The 23,408-nt window shown below is 65.1% G+C and carries 18 protein-coding genes; 6 read left to right on the forward strand and 12 right to left on the reverse strand.

What is annotated here, in order from left to right; genetic code table 11:
• Positions 1 to 18 precede the first annotated feature (18 nt).
• The 4 genes from ACOZJV_RS27665 to ACOZJV_RS27680 form a co-directional block, all read right to left on the reverse strand.
• Positions 19 to 786: an EboA domain-containing protein gene (locus ACOZJV_RS27665; RefSeq protein WP_421548932.1), complete on the reverse strand. Its 768-nt coding sequence runs from the start codon at positions 784 to 786 to the stop codon at positions 19 to 21.
• Positions 783 to 1,673 (reverse strand): UbiA family prenyltransferase, encoded by an 891-nt coding sequence (locus tag ACOZJV_RS27670; protein ID WP_078471578.1) that lies wholly within the window; start codon positions 1,671 to 1,673, stop codon positions 783 to 785. Before ACOZJV_RS27670 ends, ACOZJV_RS27665 begins: the two co-directional genes overlap by 4 nt.
• Positions 1,670 to 3,541, reverse strand: a complete 1,872-nt coding sequence (locus ACOZJV_RS27675) for a 3-dehydroquinate synthase (protein WP_421548933.1) — start codon at positions 3,539 to 3,541, stop codon at positions 1,670 to 1,672. Before ACOZJV_RS27675 ends, ACOZJV_RS27670 begins: the two co-directional genes overlap by 4 nt.
• Before the next feature lie 698 nt (positions 3,542 to 4,239).
• On the reverse strand, positions 4,240 to 4,794 hold the full coding sequence (locus tag ACOZJV_RS27680; protein WP_421548934.1) for a cysteine hydrolase family protein: 555 nt from the start codon (positions 4,792 to 4,794) through the stop codon (positions 4,240 to 4,242).
• A gap of 100 nt (positions 4,795 to 4,894) precedes the next feature.
• On the opposite strand from ACOZJV_RS27680, the gene ACOZJV_RS27685 reads away from it, so the two are divergent.
• The 3 genes from ACOZJV_RS27685 to ACOZJV_RS27695 all read left to right on the forward strand — a co-directional run bounded on the left by ACOZJV_RS27685 (position 4,895) and on the right by ACOZJV_RS27695 (position 7,932).
• Positions 4,895 to 5,902: a GlxA family transcriptional regulator gene (locus tag ACOZJV_RS27685; protein WP_421548935.1), complete on the forward strand. Its 1,008-nt coding sequence runs from the start codon at positions 4,895 to 4,897 to the stop codon at positions 5,900 to 5,902.
• A gap of 175 nt (positions 5,903 to 6,077) precedes the next feature.
• Positions 6,078 to 7,187, forward strand: a complete 1,110-nt coding sequence (locus tag ACOZJV_RS27690; protein WP_421548936.1) for a DUF3182 family protein — start codon at positions 6,078 to 6,080, stop codon at positions 7,185 to 7,187.
• Entirely contained in the window at positions 7,177 to 7,932 is a 756-nt protein-coding gene (locus ACOZJV_RS27695) for an alpha/beta hydrolase family protein (RefSeq protein ID WP_020297876.1), read from the forward strand. The genes ACOZJV_RS27690 and ACOZJV_RS27695 overlap by 11 nt, the downstream gene beginning before the upstream one ends.
• A gap of 34 nt (positions 7,933 to 7,966) precedes the next feature.
• On the opposite strand, the gene ACOZJV_RS27700 is transcribed toward ACOZJV_RS27695, so the two are convergent.
• From ACOZJV_RS27700 to ACOZJV_RS27715, 4 genes are read right to left on the reverse strand one after another with little or no spacing between them, the layout of a single operon-like run.
• A complete protein-coding gene (locus tag ACOZJV_RS27700) occupies positions 7,967 to 8,953 on the reverse strand; it encodes a lysylphosphatidylglycerol synthase domain-containing protein (RefSeq protein WP_201128225.1) in 987 nt (328 codons plus the stop codon).
• Positions 8,950 to 10,242, reverse strand: coding sequence for a cardiolipin synthase ClsB (gene clsB / locus ACOZJV_RS27705; protein ID WP_421548937.1), 1,293 nt, complete (start codon positions 10,240 to 10,242; stop codon positions 8,950 to 8,952). Before clsB ends, ACOZJV_RS27700 begins: the two co-directional genes overlap by 4 nt.
• Positions 10,239 to 11,036 (reverse strand): endonuclease/exonuclease/phosphatase family protein, encoded by a 798-nt coding sequence (locus ACOZJV_RS27710; RefSeq protein ID WP_421548938.1) that lies wholly within the window; start codon positions 11,034 to 11,036, stop codon positions 10,239 to 10,241. The genes clsB and ACOZJV_RS27710 overlap by 4 nt, the downstream gene beginning before the upstream one ends.
• Entirely contained in the window at positions 11,033 to 11,959 is a 927-nt protein-coding gene (locus ACOZJV_RS27715) for a DUF72 domain-containing protein (RefSeq protein ID WP_421548939.1), read from the reverse strand. Before ACOZJV_RS27715 ends, ACOZJV_RS27710 begins: the two co-directional genes overlap by 4 nt.
• A gap of 215 nt (positions 11,960 to 12,174) precedes the next feature.
• Between ACOZJV_RS27715 and ACOZJV_RS27720 the strand changes: the two genes are divergently transcribed.
• Positions 12,175 to 14,304: a mechanosensitive ion channel family protein gene (locus ACOZJV_RS27720; protein ID WP_421548940.1), complete on the forward strand. Its 2,130-nt coding sequence runs from the start codon at positions 12,175 to 12,177 to the stop codon at positions 14,302 to 14,304.
• A 12-nt stretch (positions 14,305 to 14,316) separates the two neighbouring features.
• On the opposite strand, the gene ACOZJV_RS27725 is transcribed toward ACOZJV_RS27720, so the two are convergent.
• Positions 14,317 to 18,633: a DEAD/DEAH box helicase gene (locus ACOZJV_RS27725; RefSeq protein WP_421548941.1), complete on the reverse strand. Its 4,317-nt coding sequence runs from the start codon at positions 18,631 to 18,633 to the stop codon at positions 14,317 to 14,319.
• A 255-nt stretch (positions 18,634 to 18,888) separates the two neighbouring features.
• On the opposite strand from ACOZJV_RS27725, the gene ACOZJV_RS27730 reads away from it, so the two are divergent.
• Both ACOZJV_RS27730 and ACOZJV_RS27735 read left to right on the forward strand, forming a co-directional pair.
• The gene (locus ACOZJV_RS27730; protein ID WP_078471589.1) at positions 18,889 to 19,773 is read left to right on the forward strand and encodes a sugar nucleotide-binding protein; all 885 of its coding nucleotides are present in this window, start codon (positions 18,889 to 18,891) and stop codon (positions 19,771 to 19,773) included.
• Positions 19,766 to 20,698, forward strand: a complete 933-nt coding sequence (locus ACOZJV_RS27735; RefSeq protein ID WP_421548942.1) for an NAD-dependent epimerase/dehydratase family protein — start codon at positions 19,766 to 19,768, stop codon at positions 20,696 to 20,698. Before ACOZJV_RS27730 ends, ACOZJV_RS27735 begins: the two co-directional genes overlap by 8 nt.
• Before the next feature lie 57 nt (positions 20,699 to 20,755).
• On the opposite strand, the gene ACOZJV_RS27740 is transcribed toward ACOZJV_RS27735, so the two are convergent.
• The 3 genes from ACOZJV_RS27740 to ACOZJV_RS27750 all read right to left on the reverse strand — a co-directional run bounded on the left by ACOZJV_RS27740 (position 20,756) and on the right by ACOZJV_RS27750 (position 23,407).
• Positions 20,756 to 21,454, reverse strand: coding sequence for an OmpW/AlkL family protein (locus tag ACOZJV_RS27740; protein WP_078471591.1), 699 nt, complete (start codon positions 21,452 to 21,454; stop codon positions 20,756 to 20,758).
• A gap of 157 nt (positions 21,455 to 21,611) precedes the next feature.
• Positions 21,612 to 22,130, reverse strand: a complete 519-nt coding sequence (locus ACOZJV_RS27745; protein ID WP_078471592.1) for a DUF3299 domain-containing protein — start codon at positions 22,128 to 22,130, stop codon at positions 21,612 to 21,614.
• 11 nt (positions 22,131 to 22,141) lie between these two features.
• Complete coding sequence (locus tag ACOZJV_RS27750; protein WP_201128218.1) at positions 22,142 to 23,407, reverse strand: ABC transporter permease; 1,266 nt, start codon at positions 23,405 to 23,407, stop codon at positions 22,142 to 22,144.
• Position 23,408: the final 1 nt, after the last annotated feature.

The following is a 23,408-nucleotide window of genomic DNA, read 5'->3' on the forward strand; positions in this document are numbered from 1 at the left end:
CGGTAGGCGTGGGTTCGATCAGGAAACCGGCGGCGGCAGGTGCTCGCGCCATTCGTCCGGCAAGCGTTGCTGCTGGCTCAGGCCCAGCAGGCGTTGGCGTTGCGCCGGGCTCAGCAGCTCGAAGGCGATCGCCAGGGGCAGCCCGGGAGACACCGGGCGTCCGGCGGCGAGCTGCTCGTCCAGCAGGTCCAGGGCCAACTGGTTGAGGCTGACGCTGTGGCGTTGCGCGAGGCCTTGCAGGCGGCGCACGTCGAGCCCCATGCCCAGGGCCTTCAAGAGCAATTGGTGGAAGGCCCGTTCGCTGTAGTGGCGGGCCGGGTAGGGGGTGTCCAGGGCCAGGGCAGCGAAGACCTGGCTGTTGCTGGTGCGCCCGGCCTGCAACGCCAGCTCCAGGCCGAGCCCCTGGCGGTCGAGCCAGTCCAGGGCTTTGAGGGTGGCGATTTTTTCCTGATCGTCCCCCCACAGAAACAGCTGGCGCAGAACGGACAGTTGCTCGCTGGCCGGCTGCTGCTCCAGGGCCTGGGCCAGCAGCAGCGCGCGCGCCAGCTGGACCAGGCTCCAGCCGCTGCCGGGCAGGGCGCGCTCCTTGAGGTGGCGCTTGCACTGGCTGCTCAACAGCGCCGCCGTGCTGGCATCGGCACTTTGCGCCAGTTGCTCCAGGGCCTGGCGCCACCAGTGCCGCTCGTTGTCATCAAGCTGCTGGGTGAGTAGTTGGCGCTGGGTGTCGAGGCAGTCCTGGCGCATGTCCAGGGCCGCCGATGGCTGTGGTTTCAGGTCGGTGTTCATGTGGGTTTGATCCAGCGCTGGAAGTGTGGGAGCAGGAAAAACACCAGGACGCATAACAGGCTGCCCATGGGCTGGTTGGCCACCGCCAGCACCAGCGCATCGAACAGGGGCAGAGCGGCGAGGCCAGCCCCGATAAAAGCCCGGACCTGGCGTTGCCGGGGGTTGGCCAGGTGGCGCCAGTAATGCCAGCCCAACCAGCCGAGCCAGAGCAGCAGCACCGCCCAGAACCAGGCGTTGACCGCGTATATCGCCAGTGCCAGGGGGCTCAGCATCAACAGCAGCGGCAGGCGGCTGATCAGTTGGTTGCGATGCTCCTGGCGGGCCAGGTAGGTCAGGCCGCTGATGTACACGCCAAGCAACACCGCACACAGCCAGATCGGCTCCGGCGGCACCGCGAGGCTGGCCGCAGCGGTGAGGTACAGGGCCGAGCGGCATGCGCCCATCAGCCACACGCTGTGGGCGTATTTTTTGTGCAGCAGGTTGTAGCCCAGGATGCAGCCCACCAGCAGGGTGGCGCTGCCCAGCAGCCAGTGCGGCTCGTCGATCAACTGGCTCAGGCCCAGCACCGATGCCGCAGCCAGGGCCAGCAGCAACGCAGTGGCCAGGCCCACTTGCTGACGGCTCACCAGCCCCAGGGTGATCGGGCGCGGGTTGTGGTGCTGCTGGTCCCAGTTGGCGTCCAGCAGGTCGTTGAGCAGCATGCCGGCCAGGTACAGCAGGGACAGGGCCGCCAACAGCAGAATCCACACCAGCGACGAGGGCGGGGCGAGGGCGCTGGTGCTGCTGGCCAGCAGGGCGGCGGCCAAGGTGTTGGTCCACACCGTCGGCAGGTTGGACACCCGGCCCAGGGTCATCCAGGTCTTGAGGTTGTGCGGCGCCAGGTTCATTGCGCGCAGCCCTCGCTCAAGCTCAACAATGGGCCGCTGCCGGTGGCCAGCCGCAGCAGCGCCTGTTCCATCAGCGGCGCGTCGATTTCATGCAGGTCCACCGCCCCCCCGATGCGGTTGAGCATGGGGATCGACAGTTGCCCGCCCAGGTGCTGGCGGAACTCCTCCAGGCCGATCAGCACCTGGGCGCGGCCCTGGGCATCCTTGAGCAGCAGCTCCGCCGGGCACAGGTTGAAGCCGAGCTGGACCAGCAGCCGCAGCACCCGTTCGCTGTCGGCATCGCTCAACAGGCCCAGGGCATTGGCGTACAAACCGTCGAGGGCCATGCCCACCGCCACGGCCTCGCCATGGCGCAGCCGGTGGTGGCTGAGGTTTTCCAGTTTGTGCGCGGCCCAGTGCCCGTAATCCAGCGGTCGGCCATTGCCGCGCTCGAACGGATCGCCGGCGCCGGTGATGTGCCCCAGGTGCAGCTCGGCGCAGCGGCGGATGGCGTAGCGGCTGGCGCTGTGTTCGAAGGTGGCCAGGGCTTCGGCGTGTTGCTCCATCCAGTGGAAAAACGCCTGGTCCTTGATCAGCGCCACCTTGACCGCTTCGGCCAGGCCGGCGATCTGGTCGCGGCGGGTCAGGCTGGTGAGCAGCTGGAAGTCGTTGATCACCGCCGTGGCGGGGTAGAAGGCCCCCAGCAGGTTTTTCTGGCCGAAGGCATTGATGCCGTTCTTGACCCCGATGCCGGCGTCGTTCTGCGCCAGCACCGTCGTCGGGATGCGGATCAGGCGAATCCCCCGGTGAAAGGTGGCGCTGGCGTAGCCCACCGCATCCAGCACCGCGCCACCGCCCAGGGCCAGCACGTAGCAGTGGCGGTCCAGGCCCTGTTGCAGCATGTCGCTGTACAACTGTTGCAGCACCTGTGGGTCCTTGCTCAGTTCGCCGGCTGGCACCGCGATCGGCGCGGCCAGCAGGCGCAGGTCCGCGTGGGCGGCAAAGTACTGGTCGATCTGTTGCAGCAAGTGGGGGGCGCTTTGCAGCAGTTGCTCATCGGCGAACACCAATGCGGTCACCGGCCCGCGATGCTGGGCGCAAAGCTGCTGGTGCAGGCAGGGGTTGGCCGGGTCGAACAGGTGGTCGGTGAACACCACCGGGTAGTCGTAGCTGACCTCGAAACGCCCGCGCAGTGGCTGGTTGGCGTCCACGGCGTGGCGCGGCTTGAGCAGGCTGCGCGCAGCGATAAACAGAGCGGGCAGCAGCATGCCGGCGAGCAGGGTCAGCAGCAGCGCATTTTGTTCCACCAGAAAACTGCCGATGGCGCTGTAGGCCAATGCCAGGCCGGCGTTGGCCAGGGTGGTGACCAGCAGGAACGAGCGCAGCGGGTAACCTTGCATGCCGGCGGCCACCACCGAGGTTTCGGCCAGTACCGGCACGCCGCGCAGGCAGATCAGCGACAACGTGCCCAGGCGGTAGCCCAGTTGCCCCGGCTGGCGCTGGTGCAGGCCCAGGCGGCCGGACAACAGCCGAAAATAGCCGGCCCCCAGGGCGTAGCCGAGCCCGGCGCCCAGGCACAGGCCGATGAAAATCACCAGGTAGCCACCCAGGCTGCCGAGCATGGCAATCGCCAGCAGCGCCACCATGCTTGAAGGCACCGGCAACACAACGTCGAACGCCAACAGGGCGATCAGCAGCAGGGCCAGGTTGAATTTCTGCGCGGGGGTAGAGGGCAGGTACAGGTTCAGATGGGCCAGGGCATCCTGGATCTGCTGTTCGAACAACAGGAAGCTGGCGATGACCAGACCGGAGAAGCAAAGCAGCGACAACCAGAAAAGTCCGGCCGACCCTCTTTGCGAGCACGCACGATACCATTGGCTGCGCTTCATCAAGCGTCCCTCTTGATTGTTATGACTGAATTCCGTGTCAGCAGTTAACGCAGTATCTGAAGAGTGTTTTAAATAACCGAGTGTCCTCGTCGGATGGGGTGTTGCTTCATCGATCGGCGATGCGGCTGAATAATAGTTATGAACTTAGTCGCGACTTGCACTTTTGCAAGCAAGGCCGGAACAAGAGTTTTTCGATAGTTTCCAACAGCGACCTCGAGACGCTGGGGATGGGCGAGGGTCTCGCGCGTTTGCCGTGTATTTATTGGGCTTCGGCCCGGTTATCCCGGCTTTTAAATGAAGTTGAACATGATTGAACCCATTTGAAAAAAGATCGGTCAATGAATTAATAGCAAGGTAAACAACCAATAATGGCCATTTGTCATTATCGTTTGTTATAGGCTTTATTATGCTTGGCTATATGGAGTTAAGTTGCGAGTGAGGGTGGTAATGCGGAAGGAGTGGAAGTTGCCGCTCTAAAAGATATTTGATCGGCGGAGGTCTACGCTTAACGGGTTTGTCTGTCGGGTGGGGAAGTTATACGGGAAGTTGCTTCGTTAGTTTGTTGAGAATAATAATCAATACTCTCTTTGGCCAGTCATAAAGCTCTTGTTTTTTATGAACCACCCAACCCCGCAGCTTCATAACGCCACGGGGCTTTTTGGGGGTGGTGCAGGCTCAGTGCAGAGCCGCGCCGGGTTTCAGCGGCTGGCGTTCAGGTATTCATCGGTCGCGACCACGCTGGCATAGGCGAACGCCAGGGATGCCATGTACGCCCCATGCACCTGGGCGGCCGGGATCACCTGGCCGTTGAACTCCAGGTCACGGGTGGCGCAGGCGTCGTGAATCACGGTGACGCCATACCCCAGGTCTGCGGCAGCCCGGGTGACGCCATCGATGCACATGTGGCTCATGCTGCCGACTATCACCAGTTCCTCGATGCCCTGTTGTTTGAGAATCGACTCCAGCTCGGTGTCGCGGAACGCATTGACGAAATGCTTGAGCACCACCGGTTCGTCGCCCTGGCTGGTGACCTTGGCATGCAGGCGCGCGCCTTCGGAGCCCGGGGCAAAGAACGGCGCGTCGCTCGAGGTGAACTCATGGCGCACATGGATCACCGGTTTGCCGCTTGCGCGAAAGGCGCCCAGCAGCCTGGCGGCATTGTCGGCAGCGGCCTCGACTTCGGCCAACGGCCATTTGCCCTGGGGAAAGTAGTCGTTCTGGATGTCGATCAGGATCAGTGCTTGCTTGGCCATAAGGGTTTCCTTGAACAGAGGTGGGTATGGCGTCCAGTATTGGCGCCGGCGGGTCTTTCGAGGATTGGCCGCACCGACAATAGCAGGGGGAAAACTGACAATGGCCATGCAACGTGCGGTCGCCGAACTGGGCGTGCTGATCTATCCCGGTGCGCAGATGGCCGCGGTCCACGGCTTGACCGACCTGTTCGGGGTGGCCAATCGGATTGCTGCCGAACACCAGAGCGACCAGTTGCCGTTGCTGCGTATCAGCCATTGGCAGGCCTCGTTCGATGAGGCGCCGGTGCGGGTCTATGACAGTCACCCGGGCCCCGATTCAGCGCTGGTGGCGGTGTTGATTCCGCCCTCCCTGGCGGGATTTTCCGAAGGCCAGGCCACGACCGCGCTGACTCACTGGCTGCGCGAGCAGCATGCCGCCGGTGCCACCCTTGGCGGCGTCTGCGTGGGCTCGATCCTGATGGCCGAAAGCGGTCTGCTGGACGGGCGCAGCGCCACCACCCACTGGACCTCGGCCAAGAGTTTTGCTCTGCGTTACCCGCAGATCCACCTGAGTGCCGAAAAGCCCATCGTCGACGATGGCGACCTGATCACCACGGCCGGGCTGATGGCGTGGTCCGAGCTGGGTCTGCGCCTGGTGGACCGCCTGCTGGGGCCGAGCATCGCCACCGGCACTGCGCGCTTTCTGGTGGTCGAGCACAGCGACAGCGCCAGCCAGTGCGGGAGCAATTTCGCGCCGATCCTCAACCACGGCGACCCGGCGATCCTCAAGGTCCAGCACTGGTTGCAGGGCAATGGCGCGGTGGAGGTGTCCCTGGGGGCCATGGCGCTGCAGGCGGGGCTGGAGGAGCGCACCTTGCTTCGACGTTTTCGTGCCGCCACCGGCCTCAAGCCGACCGAATACTGCCAACACCTGCGAGTCGGCAAGGCCCGGGAGATGCTCGAGTTCAGCAACGGCACCATCGACCGTATCGCCTGGACCGTGGGTTATCAGGACCCGAGCGCCTTTCGCGCGATCTTCAGGAAAATCACCGGCCTGACCCCCAGCGACTATCGCAGTCGCTTCGGCGTAACGCCTCCAACTGCGGCGCGGGGCGATCAGGGGCGCTAGGCCCGTCGTGCAATATCCGCAGGCGTTGGCGACGATCGTGCAGTTTGCAACGGGCACAGTGCCGCTACGCTTTTCCAGCTGACTGATTTTCAAGGGGTTTTGCCCGGGCGGGGAGCTGGCCTGATCCGTGCAGCCCAAAGGGCACACTCATCGGCCGGTTGGCCAAGGTGGCCCCATGACCTCGACAAACCGCAAGAAGCTGGTGGTCGCGCATTCCACCCGTCCCCAGGCACCCCTGCATGAAGTCGAAACCAACCGCGCGCTGGCCCGCTGGCTGGCGCAGATTCTCGGCCTTAAATACGGCGGCAGCTACGACCCGGCGCAGCATGCCGGGCGTGACTTGTACTGGTTGCCGACCCAGACCCTGGTCGGGGCCGAAGCGGCGCGTGCGTTGGGGGTGACCAATGCGGACGATTTATGGGGCGGCTATGTCGAGCACGACTTTATCGCCACCAAAGCCATCGCCCACGGTTTGTTCAGCGCCGAGGCCGTAGCGCCGCCGGGCTGGTCGTCGCTGTTTGAGCAGCGGGTCGGGGATTCGGTGCTGGACGGCTTCAGTGTGTTTTCCGAACAGGATGCGCGGTCCGCCGCCAGCCGTTTGCTGGAGTGCGGGCCGATCCGCATCAAGCCGATTCACGCCTGTGCCGGCCGCGGGCAACAGGTGATCGACAGCCTCGAGCATTTCGACCAGGCCCTGGCCCAGCCGCAGACCGCCGCCCTGTTCGAGGAGGGCGTGGTGCTTGAACAGGACCTGCAAGGGGTGATTACCCACAGCGTTGGCCAGTCGTTTATCGCCGGCCACGTCATCAGCTATTGCGGCGAGCAATTCCTGACCGAGGACGCCCATGGCGAACAGGTCTATGGTGGCTCGCGCTTGCTGGTGGTGCAGGGCGGCTACGAAACGCTGCTGGCCCTGGACCTGCCCCAGGACGTGCGCCTGGCGGTGCAGCAGGCCCAGGTGTTCGACAGCGCCGCGGATGAGGTTTACCCAGGCTTCTTTGCCTCGCGGCGCAATTACGACATCGCCCAGGGCCGGGCCGCCGACGGCAAGGTGCGCAGCGGCGTGCTCGAACAGTCCTGGCGCATGGGGGGCGCCAGCAGTGCCGAGGTAGCGGCCTTGCAGGCCTTTATCAATAACCCCGGGATGCGCGCGATCAACGTCGCCTCGGTGGAAACTTACAGTGATCAGGCACTGCCTGCGGACGCCATCGAGGTGTATCGCGGGCCGGCGGACAACAGCGATTTTCTTCTCAAATACGTAACGGTCCAATCCTATGACGGCTAGAAGCGAGAGCATTCAAATCGACATCGATGATGAACAGATGAGCGGGAATTTTCTCAGTCCCAAATCGAAAGTACCGGGGGTGTTATTCGTCCACGGCTGGGGCGGTAGCCAGGAGCGCGACCTGGAGCGCGCCAAGGGCATCGCCGGCTTGGGCTGCGTGTGCCTGACCTTCGATCTGCGGGGGCATGCCGGCACCGGCATTCCATTGTCGCGGGTCACCCGCGAAGACAACCTGCGCGACCTGCTGGCCGCCTATGACCGGCTGCTCTCGCACCCGGCCCTGGACACCTCGGCGATTGCCGTGGTCGGCACCAGCTACGGCGGCTACCTGGCGAGCATCCTCACCTCCCTGCGCCCGGTGCGCTGGCTGGCGCTGCGGGTGCCCGCGCTGTACCGCGACGAGCAATGGCATACGCCCAAGCGTGACCTGGACAAGGCCGACCTGATGCACTACCGCAGCAGCCTGGTGCGCGCCGACAGCAATCGGGCGCTGCATGCCTGCGCCGCCTTTACCGGGGATGTGCTGTTGGTGGAGTCCGAGACCGATGACCACGTGCCCCACGCCACCATCATGAGTTACCGCGCGGCGTGCCAGCAGACCCATTCCCTGACCCACCGCATCATCGACGGCGCCGACCATTCCTTGAGCGATCCGGTGTCGCAGCAGGCCTACACCTCGATCCTCGTCAGCTGGATCACCGAGATGGTGGTCGGCGAGCGCCTGAGCATCATTCAGGAACGCTGATCGACGGCTCCGTCGCCAGGACTCCGGCGCTTTATCAGGCCGGTTTCTTCGCTATCCGAAGTGCCTTGGCCTTGGCCTCCACCACCAGGTACATCAGCAGGGCCACCAGCAGCGGCAGGATGAAGTAAATCGCCCGGTAGGCGATCAACCCGGCCAGCAGGCTGCCCCGGGACACCTCGTGTTGCAGCAGGGCGATAAAGACCGCCTCCAGCACCCCGAGCCCGGCCGGGATATGGGTGATGACCCCGGCGATGCTGCTGATCAGCAGCACCCCGAGCACCACCGGGTAATCCAGCTTGCCCGGCAGCAGGGTGAAAATCACCGCCGCCATCAACGACCAGTTGAGTGCCCCCAGCGCCAGTTGCAGCAGCGCCATGCGCAGTGACGGCAGGTTGATTTCCACGCCACGGATCGCCCACTCCCGACGTCGGGAGAACTGGCATGCGGCCAGGTAGCCGATGCTCAGCAGCAGCAACAGCACGCCCACGGCCTGCAACGCGCTGCTGCTGAGTTTCCAGCCGGGAGGCATCTGCACCACGCCACTGGCAAACACCCCCCCGGCCAGGACCATGTAGCCGAACCAGTTGGTGGCCAGGCTCAGGCCGAGGATCTTGGCGATATTGCCGGTGCTTACCCCCAGCCGGGAATACAGACGGTAGCGCATGGCGATCCCGCCGACCCAGGCGCTGAGGTTGAGGTTGAAGGCGTAGCTGATGATGCCCACCGGCAAAATCTGCCGCCAGCCCAGGTCCTGGCGGATGTAGGTGCGGCCGATCAGGTCGAAGCAGGCGTACACCAGAAAACTGGCCAGGGTCAGGCCGGCGGCGATGATCAGGGTGCGCACCTTGAAATCCGCCAGGGTGCTGAACACTTCGCTCCAGTCGATGCGCCGCGCGAGCAGGGTGAACAGCACGATCAACAGCAGGAAAAACAGCACCGTCAGCGGCTTTTTCAGGCGCTGCCAAAGGGTCTTGGAACCCTTGCTGTCGGAGGGCGCTGCGTGGGCGCTGGGCTGGCTCATGACGGCTGCTCCGGTGGCGCCTTGTGCTGCACAAAAGGCTTGAGCTGCGGTTTGTGCGCCGGCAACCAGCCGGCCCAGGCCGGAAAATGGCGCAGGAAGTGAAACACCATGAAGCCGACGGTCAGGCGCCACAGGCGGCCCCGGGGCTGGCGGTTTTCCGGCATGGCCTGGCAGTGGTCCTGGCTCAGCCGTTCCAGCCGCTCGAACAGCAGGCGGTTGAACGCCCGGTCGCGGATCAGCACGTTGGCTTCCAGGTTCAGCGACAGGCTCAGGGGGTCGAGGTTGCTCGAACCGACCGTGCTCCAGTCTTCATCCACCAGGGCCACCTTGCCGTGCAGCGGGCGCTGGCAGTATTCGTAGATGGTCACGCCGTCCTTGAGCAGGTAGTCGTAGAGCATGCGCGCGGCGAATTTGACGATGGGCATGTCCGGCTCGCCCTGCAGGATCAGACGCACATCCACCCCACGCCGGGCCGCGTTGCGGATTTCCCGCAGCAGGCGGTAACCGGGGAAGAAGTAGGCATTGGCGATCACCACCCGTTGCCGGGCGCCGCGCAGCACATGCAGGTATACCTCTTCGATGTCCGAGCGATGCTCGCGGTTGTCCCGATACACCAGCCGCACCTGGCCGTCATGGTCGCTCAGCGCCAGTTCGGAGCGGCGTCGACGGCGCCGTTGCCACCAGTATTTGGCCCGGGCCGGGCGACCGCTTTGCACCAGGGCGAAATGGTGAATATCCACCACCGCCGGGCCTTCGATCTCGACCGCGTAATCCTGCTTGGCTTCGGGGCCGAAATCCGCCAGGTGATCGGCGGAGAAATTGATCCCGCCGATAAACGCCAGGCGCCCGTCGACCACTACGATCTTGCGGTGCAGCCGACGAAACCAGTTGGTGCGCACCCCCAGCAGCGGCCGTGCCGGGTCGAACAGTTGCAGGTGCACCCCGGCCTCGCTCAGGGCGCCGAGGAAATCCCGACTCAGCTCGCCGCAGCCAAAACCGTCGAGGCTCACCGTGACCCGTACCCCGCGTCGCGCAGCCTCGATCAGGATGGCATGCAGCTCATTGCCCACCTTGTCTTCGAAGAGGATGAAGGTTTCCAGGAGGATCTCGCTCCGGGCCTGGCGCAGTGCGGCGAACACCCGTGGGAAGTAGGCCTCGCCGTTCTCCAGCAGTTCGACCCGGTTGTTGCTGTGCCAGCCGTATTCCAGGTCCGAGGCCGGCGTTTCACTAGGTGCCACGGGGTTGGCGAGGGGCTCCAGGGTGGTTTTTTCCAGGGGCGTGCTGCTCATAATTCGACCTCCACCGACAGCGGCGCGTGGTCGGAAAGATGGGACCAGGGGTGAGCCGCCAGTACCTGGGGCCGATGGATGCGCAGATTGCGCAGGTAAATGCGGTCCAGCCGCAGCAGCGGCCAGCGCGCCGGAAAGCTGCGGGCCGGCTTGCCATGGGCATCGACAAAGGCTTCGCGCAAGCCGCTGCCGGCCAGCACCCGATCGGCCCGCTGGCGCCAGTCATTGAAGTCGCCGGCGACGATCACCGGGGCCCCGGGCGGGATCTGCTCCAGGCGTTGCAGCAACAGGTTCAACTGCTGCACGCGGTGGTCCTCCCGCAGTCCGAGGTGCACGCAGATCCCGTGCAGCTCCTGCTCCTGACCGGGCAGCTGCATGACACAGTGCAGCAGGCCACGGTTTTCATGGCCGTTGAGGGAGATGTCGAGGTTGTCGTGGCGGATGATCGGGAATTTCGACAGCACTGCATTGCCATGGTCGCCCTCCGGGTACACCGCGTTGCGCCCGTAGGCGAACTGCGGCCAGATGCTGTCGGCGAGAAACTCGTATTGCGGCATGCTCGGCCAGTTGCTGTAGCGCTGCTGGTGCTGCTCATGGGTGCCGTGCACCTCTTGCAGGAACACCAGGTCGGCGCCGACGCTGCGCACCGCTTCGCGCAATTCGGGAAGAATGAAACGCCGGTTCAGCGCCGTGAAGCCCTTGTGGGTATTGACCGTGAGGATACTGAAGCGCTGCACCCGGGCTTCGACGGGCGTCGCAGGATCACTGAGCACCGCTGTCTGCTGGCTGCTCATGGCAGGGCTCCCGGTGCGGCTGGCTGGCCGGGTTCGGTGGCCAGGTCGCGGTCCAGGCCGAAGCGTTGCAGCAACTGGCGCGCATCGAAGGGCGCGCGCACTTTGAGGTCGTTGTCGAAGTAGCAGAACACTTCGCGGCTCTTGCGCGCCCGGGGACGGCGACGGGGGTCGATCAGATGCGCGTCCGAAGGTTGCCGGCCGTGGCTCCAGGTATCGATGCGGTCGCCCCAGTGTTTCAGGGCGGCGGCGGTGTAGCCGCTGGCATACAACTGCTCCTGGCCATGCAGGCGCAGGTAGACGAAGCCGCAGGTCAGGTCTTCGCAGTAAGGCCACTTGCCCGCCGCATCGGCGATCACCAGGGCCACGCCATAATGCCGCAGCAGATCGGTGAAGGCGGGCACGGCAAAGCTTGGGTGACGAATCTCCACGGCATGGCGCAACGGTCGCTTGCGGTAGGCCTTGGAGCTGGCCTTGCCGTCCATGCGCGGCTCGTGCTGGCGGGCCAGGGCGGCGGCCTGCTGGGTGTTGGCCGGCAGTTGGGCGAGAAAGTGCTCGAACAGTTCAGGGTCGAATTTGAAACTCGGCGGAAACTGCCAGAGGATCGCCCCGAGTTTGTCCTTGAGCTCCAGGACCCCGGAGGCGAAAAAGTTGGCCAGGGGCCCGTGAATGTCCCGCAAGCGCCGGATATGGGTGATGAAGCGCGGGGCCTTGACGCTGAACACGAAGTGCTCGGGCGTTTCGGCGTACCACTGGGCATAACGCTCGGGCGTTTGCAGGGCGTAGAACGAACCGTTGATCTCGATGCTGTTGACCGCCCGCGAGGCAAATTGCAGCTCGCGCTTCTGGGGTAGACCCTTGGGGTAGAAGCCCCCGCGCCAAGGCGTGTAGCGCCAGCCCGAGATACCGATATGAATCGCCGCCATGTGTCCTCCCGTGCGCCGCCGTGCATTGCCCCGATGTTTTGCTGACTGTGGCGAGTGCGGGAAAGTTTCGACGGGGCTACCGATGGCACTGCGGATGGCACTGCAGATGGCTCCGCGGATGGCACTGCGCCGCCGGACTGATTGCGCGGCAAACCGAACTTGCCGGGCATTTGCCGATCAGTTCCTTACAGACCCTTCTCAAGGAGCTCCGCGTTTTGTTCAATTTCAAGATCGCGCTATTGCTGGGGATCGTACTGGTGTTCGGCAGCAGCGAGCTGCAAGCCGCCGCAGCACCGGCACCTGCGGCCAGCACCAGCACCGACGCCGCCGAGGCGCCGGCCAAACCCGAATTGCTGGTGCAAGGCGGCCTGCTCGGGGCCATCAGTTCGAGCATCGATGACGTCCAGCAAAAACTCGACCTGAATGAAAACCTGGTGGACGCCTGGCGCCTGCGCGCCGACCGGGCGGCGGACGAGGTGGGCCGCCTGGTCAACCAGCCCTCGGATCGCTCGACCTGGAGCGTCGTCGGCGACTTCCTGATGCTGTCGGGGGTGTGGATCGGCGCCTTCATCGTGCTCACCCTGGCCGCCGGCCTGTTCGCCAAGCGCCTGAACCGGCACCGCCTGTTGGTGACCCGCCAGCGCAGCCAGTCCCTGCTCGGATATTTGCTGCCCTACACCTTGCCGGCGCTGATCTGCCTGCCGCTGACCCTGTACGCCAGCCACTTTCTGCAGGCGTCGGTGGGCCGGGCCCTGGCCCTGTGCTTTGCCTACGCCACCAGCAGCGGTATCGTTTCCACCTCGGTGCTGCTGTGCCTGGTGGTGATGTTCAATGTCGGCCACAAACGCCCGGCGGTGCAGATCATTCGCCGTCATTGCCCCCGGCCGTTGTTCCTGATCGGTTTTCTCGCGGCCCTCAGTGATGCCCTGACCAGCCCGCAGATCGCCCGGCAGTTGGGCGGCAATATCACCAGCAGTATCGCGGTGTTCACCGGTCTGTTCGCTTCGGTGATTTTCGGCCTGCTGGTGATCCGCCTGCGCCGGCCGGTGGCGCACCTGATTCGCAACCGCCCCCTGGCCCAGCGCCTCAAGCAACCGGCGCTGCAAGAGTCGCTGCGGATTTTCTCCGGGCTCTGGTACTGGCCGATCCTGCTGATGGTGCTGGTCTCGGCGATCAACCTGATCGGTGTCGGCGAAGACAACCAGAAAGCCCTGCGTTGCGCCTTGCTGACCACGGTATTGCTGATCGCCACGGTGTTTCTCAGCACCGTGTTCCAGCACCTGTTCAAGTCCCGCAGTGCCCAGGCCCTGCAACGCAGCAGCGCCTACAAGGAACGCTTTTTGAGCTTGCTGCACGCCTTGCTGCGCATTGTCATGGCCATCGCCTTCATTGAAATCCTCGGGCGGATCTGGGGCCTGTCACTGTTCGAATTCGCCCAGCGCAATACCGTGGGCCGGGCCATCAGCGATTCCCTGAGCAGCATCGGCCTGATCTTCCTCGTCACCTGGCTGCTGTGGGTGGTGCTGGACACGGCGATCCAGGAGGCCTTGAAACCGCCGGTCAGCAAACGCGGCGCACGCCAGCCCAGTACCCGGGTCAAGACCATCCTGCCGCTGCTGCGCAATGCGATCAAAATCGTGCTGGTGGTGATCTGCGCGATCACCACCATGGCCAACCTGGGGATCAACGTCGGCCCGCTGCTGGCGGGTGCCGGGGTGGTCGGCCTGGCGATTGGTTTCGGTTCGCAGCAACTGGTGCAGGACGTGATCACCGGGCTGTTCATCATCATCGAAGACACGCTGTCGGTGGGCGACTGGGTGGTGCTCGACTCCGGCCACGCCGGCACCGTCGAGGGCCTGACCATTCGCACCTTGCGCCTGCGCGACGGCAAGGGCTTCGTGCACTCGGTGCCGTTCGGCCAGATCAAGGCGGTCACCAACCAGTCCCGGCAGTTCGCCTATGCGTTTTTCTCGGTGCAGTTCACCTACGACACCGACGTCGACAAGGCGGTGGAATTGATCCGCGAAGCCGGCCGCTCCATCAGCGAAGACGCGTTCCTCAAATACAACCTGCAAGGTTCGCTGGATGTGTTCGGGGTGGACAAGATGGACCTCAACGGCGTGGTCCTGACCGCGCAGTTCCGCACCGTCTCCGGCGGCCAGTACGCGGTCAACCGTGCCTTCAACCAGCGCCTGAAAAAGCTTGTGGATAACAGCCCCTGGGTGCACTTCGCCCAGACTTATCCACAGCAGGTGCTGCTGCCCAAGCGCAACGCCCAGGAGGATGAGCCGGAGCACCACGACACCCCGGGCGTGCTCTTGCCTGACCAGCCACGCCCGCAGTAGCCGGCGTGGTGCTCAGTGGCGGGTGAGGGCGGTGCGCAGCAACAGGGTGGCGTGTTCGTCCAGCTCCAGCCAGAAGTGAGGTTTGCCGGCAATGTGCGCCGCCGCCGGCACACCGTCGCGGTACACCAGGCGGTTGCCGGCCAGCGCCGGCACCTTGCTGCCGGGCAACAAGGTGCCGACGAGGTTCAGCGGATCGACCCCGCACACTGCGACCAGGCTGCCGTCGTGGGGCCGGCGCCGCACTTCGCGCAGCAGCGGGATGGCTTCGGGCAGTGCGAATTGCTCACCGGCAAGGCCGCTGACAAAACGGCCGCCGCGAATCTCGCCCCGGGCTTCCAGGCGATGAAAGGTGCGCAGCAGTTCGCGCCAGCTTGGCAACCAGTCGGCTTCACGCTCCAGCAAGCGCCAGAACACCACGCCGTAGCGGCGCAGCAGGGTCATCGCTACGTGCTCCAGAGTGGCCGGTGCAGTGGCGGCGGGACGGTTGGACAGGGGCGCCGGGTCGGCGGGCGCCCGTCGCAGCAGCGCCCAGCGCCCGGCATCGTCCATGCCGCCGACAAACGCGCCACGGCCACGTCGGCTGCTGCGGGCCTGGCGTTTGCTGGCCGGGGTGATCAGCGCCCGCAGCCCGGCAAAGCTGTCGGCATTGACCAGGCCGGCTCCCACCAGCTCCTGCAGGGCAATCTCCAGTTCGCTGCGCAGCAGATGGGCCTCGTGCACCAGTTCGTCGAAAAACAGTGCCCCGTGCTGGCTCAGGGCGGCGTGCACCTTTTGCGCCTTGGGTGACAATTCATGGCTTTCGGGCGGTGCTGTGAGTGAACTCCAGAGCGGCACCTGGGCCCGTGGCAGCAGGACCACCGGCGTGCTGCGCAGCGCGCTGCTGCTGAGGCTGTGCTGGGCACTGAGGCGGCTCCACACCAGCTTGCCGCTGCGGCACAGCTCATCGAGCCAGGTGGCGGAATAATCCTTGAGCCGCGCCGGCAACAGGTCGCTGTCCCAGGCCGAAGCCGCTGCCGGGTAGCCTTCCAGCTGGCCGACCACTTGCGCCAGCATGGCGCTGCCCTGGCCCCGGGTGCCGGCAGACAGGTGCTGCCAGTCGAATAGAAAGCGCATGAAATCCTGCAACGCCACCGGCTCGATTTCCCGGCGCAGGCGCTTGACCGTGTAGCGATGGATACGCGCCAGCAGGTGCCGTTCGCACCATTGCGCCTCCTCGGTGCCGGGGCTGAAATGCCCGCGCAGCACATAGCCCTCGCTTTCCAGTTGGGCCAGGGCCTGGGCGATGGTCGAGGGCGGCGCTTGCAGGGGCGCGGCGATCTGCTCCAGGGTCAGCGGGCCAAAGCCACCGAGGCGCGCGCGGAGGATTTCCACCCGTGCCGCGTCGGCGTCCCAGGGCTGGTCAAAACCCGGCAGCGGGGCCAGCGCCGGCTGCGCGCGGGCCTCGGGGTACAGCGCTTGCAGGCACACCAGGCGTTCCCGGGCGACCCACAGGGCGTGGCCCTGGCCGATCGGCAGGCAACTGGCGCGGCCATGCTCGGCCAGCTCCTGCAACCACTGCGGCCACTGCGGTTGGGCCAGGGCTTCGCCGGCGCTGATCGTGCCCAGGCTCATCAGCGCTTCGTGCATTTCATCGGCATTGGCCGGCAGCGGCCAGGCCTCGTCGCGCACGCTCTGGATCGCTTCGGGGTCCAGGGCGCCGAGGTCGTCGCTGGCTTGCGGGTCGCTCCAGCGCCGGTTGAGCACGGCCTGGGTCCGGCGCTCTTCAAGCGGCGCATCGTCGAGAAAGGTGTAGGGCTTGGCGTTGAGAATTTCTGCGGCCAGGGGCGAGGGCGCCGGCAGGTCGCGGCTGATCAGGCGCACCTGACCCTGCTCGATGCGCCGCAGCAGCGCCAGCCAGCCTTCGCTGTCCATGGCTTCGTGCAGGCAATCGTCGAGGGTCTGCTCCACCAGCGGGTGGTCGGGGATTTCCCGTTCGCCGGCGAGGTTCTCCAGGCAGGCGATCTGGTCGGGAAAGACGCTGGCGATCAGGTCTTCGCTTTTCATGCGCTGGATCTGCGGCGCCACTTTGCGTCCGCCGGTAAAACGCGGCAACGCCATGGCCACCCCGGCGTTCCAGCGCCAGCGCACCCCGAACAGCGGTGCATCGAGCACCGCCTGGATCAGGATGTGCTCGGCGCTGTTGCTGTGCAGGTAACGCCACACCTCGTCCAGCTCGAAGCTGTGGCTGGTGGACAGCGACAGCACGATCGCGTCCTCGCTGGCCGCCGCCTGCAATTCGAAGTTGAAGGTGCGGCAGAAGCGCTTGCGCAGGGCCAGGCCCCAGGCGCGGTTGATCCGACTGCCGTAGGGCGTATGGATAATCAGTTGGGTGCCGCCGGACTCATCGAAAAAGCGCTCCATGACCAGGGTGTCCTGGGACGGCAACGCGCCGAGGGCCAGCCGCGCCCGGGCCAGGTATTCCACCAGTTGCTCGGCGCTGGCGAGGTTCAGGCCAAGGTGTTCGGTCAGCCAGTCGAGGCTCGGTTGCACATTGCCGGGGCTGGCGGCCAGCAATGCGTCGAGTTGCCCCAGCAGGCGCGCCACGGCCTGGGACAGCTCGGCACTGCGCCCGGGCGCCTCGCCCAGCCAGAAAGGGATAGTCGGCGGCTGGCCCTGGGCATCCTCGACCCGCACCCGGCCCGGTTCGACCCGCAGGATGCGGTACGAGGTATTGCCCAGCTGGAACACATCGCCGGCGATGCTCTCGACCGCGAAGTCTTCGTTGACGCTGCCGATGTTCAGCGCCTGGGGTTCGAGCAGCACGCTGTAGTCGGCGTTGTCGGGGATGGTCCCGCCGCTGGTCACCGCCGTCAGCCTGCTGCCCCGGCGCCCGCGCAAGGCGCCGCCCACGGCGTCGCGATGCAGGTAGGCGCTGCGGATGCCCTGGCTCCCGTTGTAGCCTTCGGCGAGCATTTTCAGCAGGGCCTGGTAATGCGCCTCGTCGAGGGCGGCATAGGGCGTGGCCCGGCGAATCATCTGCAACAGCGCCTGCTCCTGCCATTCCTGGCAACTGACTTCGGCAATGATCTGCTGCGCCAGCACATCCAGCGGCGCCACGGGGATGTGCAGGGTGTCCAGTTCGCCGCGGCGCACACAGTCGAGCAGGGCCGTGCATTCGATCAAGTCGTCGCGGGACAGGGCGAACAGCCGGCCTTTGGGAGTGCCGCCGACCTGGTGCCCGGAGCGCCCGACCCGTTGCAGGAACGCGGAGATGGAGCGCGGCGAGCCGATCTGGCACACCAGGTCGACCTCGCCGATATCGATCCCCAGTTCCAGGGAGGCGGTGGCGATCAGTACCTGCAATTCGCCGCGCTTGAGCCGCTGTTCGGCATCCAGGCGCTGCTCCTTGGCCAGGCTGCCGTGGTGCGCCGCTACCGCCTGCTTGCCCAGGCGCTCGCTCAAATGCCGCGCCAGGCGTTCGGCCAGGCGCCGGGTATTGACGAAAATCAGCGTGGTGCGGTGTTCCCGCGCCAGTTGGGCCAGGCGCTCATACACCAGCTCCCAGACATCGTTGGCCATCACCGCCGACAGCGGCACCGGCGGCACCTCGATGCCCAGGTCCCGGGGGCGCGCATGGCCGATATCGACAATGGCGCAGGGCCGCTGGGTGCCGACCAGGAAGCGCGATACGGCGTCGATCGGCTTTTGCGTGGCCGACAGGCCGATGCGCATCAGCGGTTCGGCGCACAACGCTTGCAGGCGCTCCAGGCTCAGGGCCAGGTGGCTGCCGCGCTTGCCTGCGGCGATGGCATGGATTTCATCGACGATCACCGTGCGCGTGCTGGCGAGCATTCGCCGCCCGGAGTCGGAACCCAGCAGCACGTACAGCGACTCCGGGGTGGTGACCAGGATGTGCGGCGCATGCTTGCGCATGGCGCTGCGTTCTTTCTGCGGGGTGTCGCCGGTGCGCACGGCGGTGCTGATGCGCAGCTCGGGCAGGCCCATGGCGCGCAATTGCTCGGTGATGCCGGCCAGGGGGTTCTGCAGGTTGATCTGGATATCGTTACTCAGCGCCTTGAGCGGCGAGACGTACACCACCAGGGTCGCGTCCGGCAGCTCGCCGCCTTGTTCCAGGCCACGCCAGACCAGGTCGTCGAGCACCGCGAGAAACGCGGTCAGGGTTTTGCCGGAGCCGGTGGGCGCGGCGATCAGGGTCGACTGGCGCTGGCGAATCAACGGCCAGGCTTTAGCCTGCGCGGCGGTGACCGCGGGGAAGGTGGCGTTGAACCAGGCGCTGACGGCGGGGTGGAAGCCGGTCAGGGCGTTGTCCGCGGAGTGGGGAAGATTCATGGACTGAGTTATGCGGTCGTCTCAAGTCACTTGCAAGGCCCGCCGGGCGGCCTGGGCGTCACACCGGGCATGGCTGCGGCTACAAGGGTGATTTTTTCGGGTAAGGTGCCAACGGCTTGGCGCGTGTTTACTTTATCCGTGACGGTTGCGCCACAAACCCGCAAAATGCAACGATTCCGGCAATTCTCGATGGCTGAACCCGCGGGTTTGGCCGACTCAAACCATCGTTCCGAACAGACTGGGCCTGCTGACTCTATGCGAATGCGCCTTATGTTACTGGGCGGCGGAAATGCCCTTGGGCAGGCGCTGATTCGCCTGGGTGCGGAGGAAGACATCGGCTTCCTCGCCCCCCGTCCGCCGCAAGACGGCTGGGATGCCGCGAGCCTCACGCAACTGCTCGACGACACCCGCCCGGATGCCTTGATCAACCTTGCGTACTACTTCGACTGGTTTCAGGCGGAGGCCGTGCCCGAGGCACGCCTGGCCGGCCAGGAGCGTGCTGTCGAGCGGCTGTCCGAGCTGTGCCAGCATCACAACATCATTCTTGTGCAGCCTTCCAGCTACCGGGTCTTCGACGGTTCGCGGGCCACCGCCTACAGCGAAAAAGACGAACCCGTCCCTCTGGGGCTGCGCGGCCAGGCGTTGTGGCGGATCGAGCAAAGCGTACGCGCCACCTGCCCGCAGCATGTGCTGCTGCGTTTTGGCTGGCTGCTCGACGACAGCGCCGATGGCACCCTCGGGCGCTTCCTGGCCTGCGCCGAAACCGCTGAAGAACTGTTTATGGCTGATGACCGGCGCGGCAATCCGACGCCGGTGGACGATGCGGCACGGGTGATTATCTCGGTGCTCAAGCAGCTCGATTGCGCCGCGCCGCTGTGGGGCACTTATCACTACGCCGGCCACGAGGCGACCACCACATTGGCCCTGGGCCAGGCGGTGCTCACCGAAGCCCGCCAGCAACACCCCCTGGCCATCGAGTCGCCCACCGCCCAGGCCCACGCCGCGCGGCCGGACGCCGCCGACGAGCCGCAGCACGCGGTGCTGGCCTGCAAGAAAATTCTGCACACCTTCGGGATCAAGCCCCGCGCCTGGCGCGCCGGGCTCCCGGCATTACTGGATAGGTATTACCGACATGGCTGATGATCGCCCTGTACTGATCACCGGCGGCGCCGGTTTTATCGGCTCGCACCTGAGCGATGCGCTGCTCGCCAAGGGGTACGCGGTGCGTATCCTCGATAATCTGTCGACCGGCAAGCGCAGCAACCTGGCACTGGATAACCCGCGCCTGGAATTGCTCGAAGGCGATGTCGCCGATGCGGCCCTGGTGGCCCGGGCCATGGTCGGTTGCCAGGCCGTGGCCCATCTGGCGGCCGTGGCCTCGGTACAAGCTTCGGTGGACGACCCGGTGCGCACCCACCAGAGCAACTTCATCGGCACCTTGAACGTCTGCGAAGCGATGCGCGAGGCCGGAGTCAAGCGCGTGCTGTTCGCTTCCAGCGCGGCCATCTACGGCAACAATGGCGAAGGCCATTCGATCGACGAAGACACGCCCAAGGCACCGTTGACGCCCTACGCTTCGGACAAGCTGGCCAGCGAGTACTACCTGGATTTCTACCGGCGCCAACATGGGCTGGAGCCGGCGATCTTCCGCTTCTTCAACATCTTCGGCCCACGCCAGGATCCGTCTTCGCCTTACTCCGGGGTGATCAGCATTTTCTGCGCGCGCGCGCAGCAGGGCCTGCCGATCACCGTGTTCGGCGACGGCGAGCAGACCCGCGACTTCATGTATGTCGAAGACCTGGTGAGCCTGCTGGTGCAAGCCATCGAAGCGCCGCAGCTGGAAGTCGGGGCGGTCAACGTCGGCCTGAATCAGTCGATGACCCTCAAGCAGATGCTTGAAGCCCTGGAGCAGGTGCTGGGTCAGTTGCCGCCGATCAGCTATGGCCCGCCGCGCTCGGGCGATATCCGCCATTCCCGGGCCAACAACCAGCGTCTGCTGGAGCGCTTCACCCTGGCCGAGCAGACGCCGATGAGCGTTGGCCTGGCGCGACTTCTGGGGCATTGAGGTTTATTCCAGGCATGAAAAAGGCGCCCCGAGAGGCGCCTTTTTTGTCTGTCGGGCTTAGAACTTGTAGCCCAGGCCGACCATGTAGACCATCGGGTCCACGTCGACATTGACCTTGGCCCGAGTGCCCGAACCCACGGCGACGTTGTCGACATAAGCGGTGGTGTTGATGTCGATGTAACGCACTTGGGCGTTGACCATCAGCTTGTCGGTCAGCATGTAGTCCGCACCCACCTGCCAGGCCAGGCCCCAGGAGTTCTTGGCGCGGAAGTTGTCGAAACCGGCTTCGCTGGCGCGGCTGCCGACGTGCTCGTCGTAGATCCAGGTGTAGTTGATACCGGCGCCGACATAGGGCTGGAACACCGACTTGGAGTCCAGCGGGTAGTAGACCACGCTCAGGGTCGGCGGCAGGTGCTTGAGGGTACCGAGCTTGCCATTGGCTGGGCCCAGGTCGGTGTTCTTGAGTTTCACATCGTGTTCGAACGGCGTGGCGGCCAGCAGCTCGATACCAATGTTGTTGGTGATCATGTAGGCAAAGTTCAAGCCCAGCTGGGTGTCGCTGCTCATGGTCGCCTTGCCGTTCAGGTTGGTACCTGCCAGCGAACCGCGATCGACCCTGACGTTGCCGCTGTCGGCTTTCGGGTTGACGGTGATGGCACCGGCGCGGACCAGAATTTCGCCCGCTTCGTGGGCGTGGGCAGCGGGGGCGGCGAGTGCGAGCGCAATCAGGGAGGCGCTGAGCAAGGACTTGTGCATGGAGGGCTCCAAAGGACGGTTCAAGTTGGCTGTGTCCAATGGTAAAGATCGTCCGCGCCCAGGCGTTGACTCAGCTCAATGAAATCGTCATGGCAGGCCAAAGCCATGAACTATTCTGTTTGCCCTTACTCTGTGTCCGGTTGTTCGTGCGGATGCCTCACTCGGGCAATTCGTAGACGTAGATCTTCTGTGCATCCATCTGATACCCGGCGTCTGCCAGCTCGCTGGTGGAGGCCTTGACCTGCATGGCACCTTCGATCCAGTAAGGCTGGTACAGCTCTTCGAGCTTGACCCCGACCTCGCTTTTGACATGCACGATCTGGTTCGACGGTGGCGGCGGCACGTGGATGCAGGCGCCGAAGTAGGGCACCAGCAAAAACTCGGTGGTGCGCCCTTCCTCGCTGACTTCCAGCGGCACGATATAACCCGGCAGGCGGATCGACTGGCCGTCGAGGCTGTTGACCACCGGCGCGTTGGGCATGTCCTGTTTGGCTGCCGGAGCGGACTCGGCAGCCAGGGCATCGCTCATTTGCGACAGGTCATGCAGCGGCTGCATGTTCGGTACTTCCGCTGGCGCGTCCGGCGGGATCATCTCCGACCAGGTCAGTTCTCTGGGCGCCGCTGCCCACAGGGGCATGGCCACCAGCAGCAACAGCGCAAGCAAGGCGCGGGGCATGAATCGATTCCTCATAAACGAATGGACAGGCCATCGGCCAGGGACTGCCGGTAGGCACGCCAGGCCGGCACGCTGCCCATCAGCAGCGCGGCGATCAGGATACCCCCGAGCAGCGTCCACTCATACTCGCTGGGCCAGGCCAGCGGCAGGTACAGGCCGTAGGTCGACTGCACGTAGCCCTGGGCCACGGCAATGCACAGGTACAGCAGGCCGAGCCCGGCGAGCACCCCGAACAGCGCCAGGGCGAAGGCCTCCAGCACCAGCAAGGTGGCGATATGCCAAGGGCGGGCGCCCACCGAACGCAGGATCGCCATCTCCCGCCGGCGCTCGTTGAGGCTGGTGAGAATCGCGGTAAGCATGCCGATCAAGCCGGTCAGGACCACAAACAGCGAGACCACGAACAGTGCTTTTTCAGCGGTGCCCATCAGGCTCCACAGCTCTTGCAGCGCCACGCCGGGGAGGATCGCCAGCATCGGCTCGCCGCGAAATTCATTGATCTCGCGCTGCACGGCAAAGGTCGCGATCTTGCTGTTGAGCCCGAGCATAAAGGCGGTGATGGCTTGCGGCGTGAGGTCCATGTTGCGGGCCTGGTCGGCGCTGATGCGCCCCGCGCCCTGGGCCGGCACGCCGTTGTGCCAGTCGATGTGAATCGCTTCCATGCCACCCAGGCTGATGTGCAGCGTGCGGTCCACCGGGGTGCCGGTGCGCTTGAGGATGCCGACCACGCTGAACGGCTTGTCGTCGTGCTTGACCAGGCTGATGGCCGCCACACCGTGGGCCAGCACCAGTTTGTCCCCCAGTTTGTAATGCAGGGCGTCGGCGACTTCAGCCCCCAGCACCACTTCGAACGGGTCGCTGGCGAAGGCGCGGCCGCTGGCCAGTTGCAACCGCTGCTGATGCCCGTACTGGTAATGCTCGAAGTAGGCCTCGGTGGTGCCCATCACCCGATAGCCGCGGTGGGAGTCGCCCAGGGAAATCGGGATTGCCCACTTCACTTTCGGGCTGTTGGCGAAGTGCTCGAAGCTGTCCCAGCGGATGTTGTTGGTGGCGTTGCCGATGCGGAACACCGAATACAGCAACAGGTTCACCGAGCCGGAGCGGGCGCCGACGATCAGGTCGGTGCCGCTGATGGTGCTGGCAAAACTGCTACGGGCTTCGGTGCGCACCCGCTCCACCGCCAGCAGCAGGCACACCGAGAGGGCGATGGCGAAGGCGGTGAGGATCGCGGTAAAGCGGCGGTTAGCCAGGCTGGCCATGGCTAGACGGAACAAATACATC

This window comes from Pseudomonas sp. QD4, assembly GCF_049199125.1.
Classification (GTDB): Bacteria; Pseudomonadota; Gammaproteobacteria; order Pseudomonadales; family Pseudomonadaceae; genus Aquipseudomonas.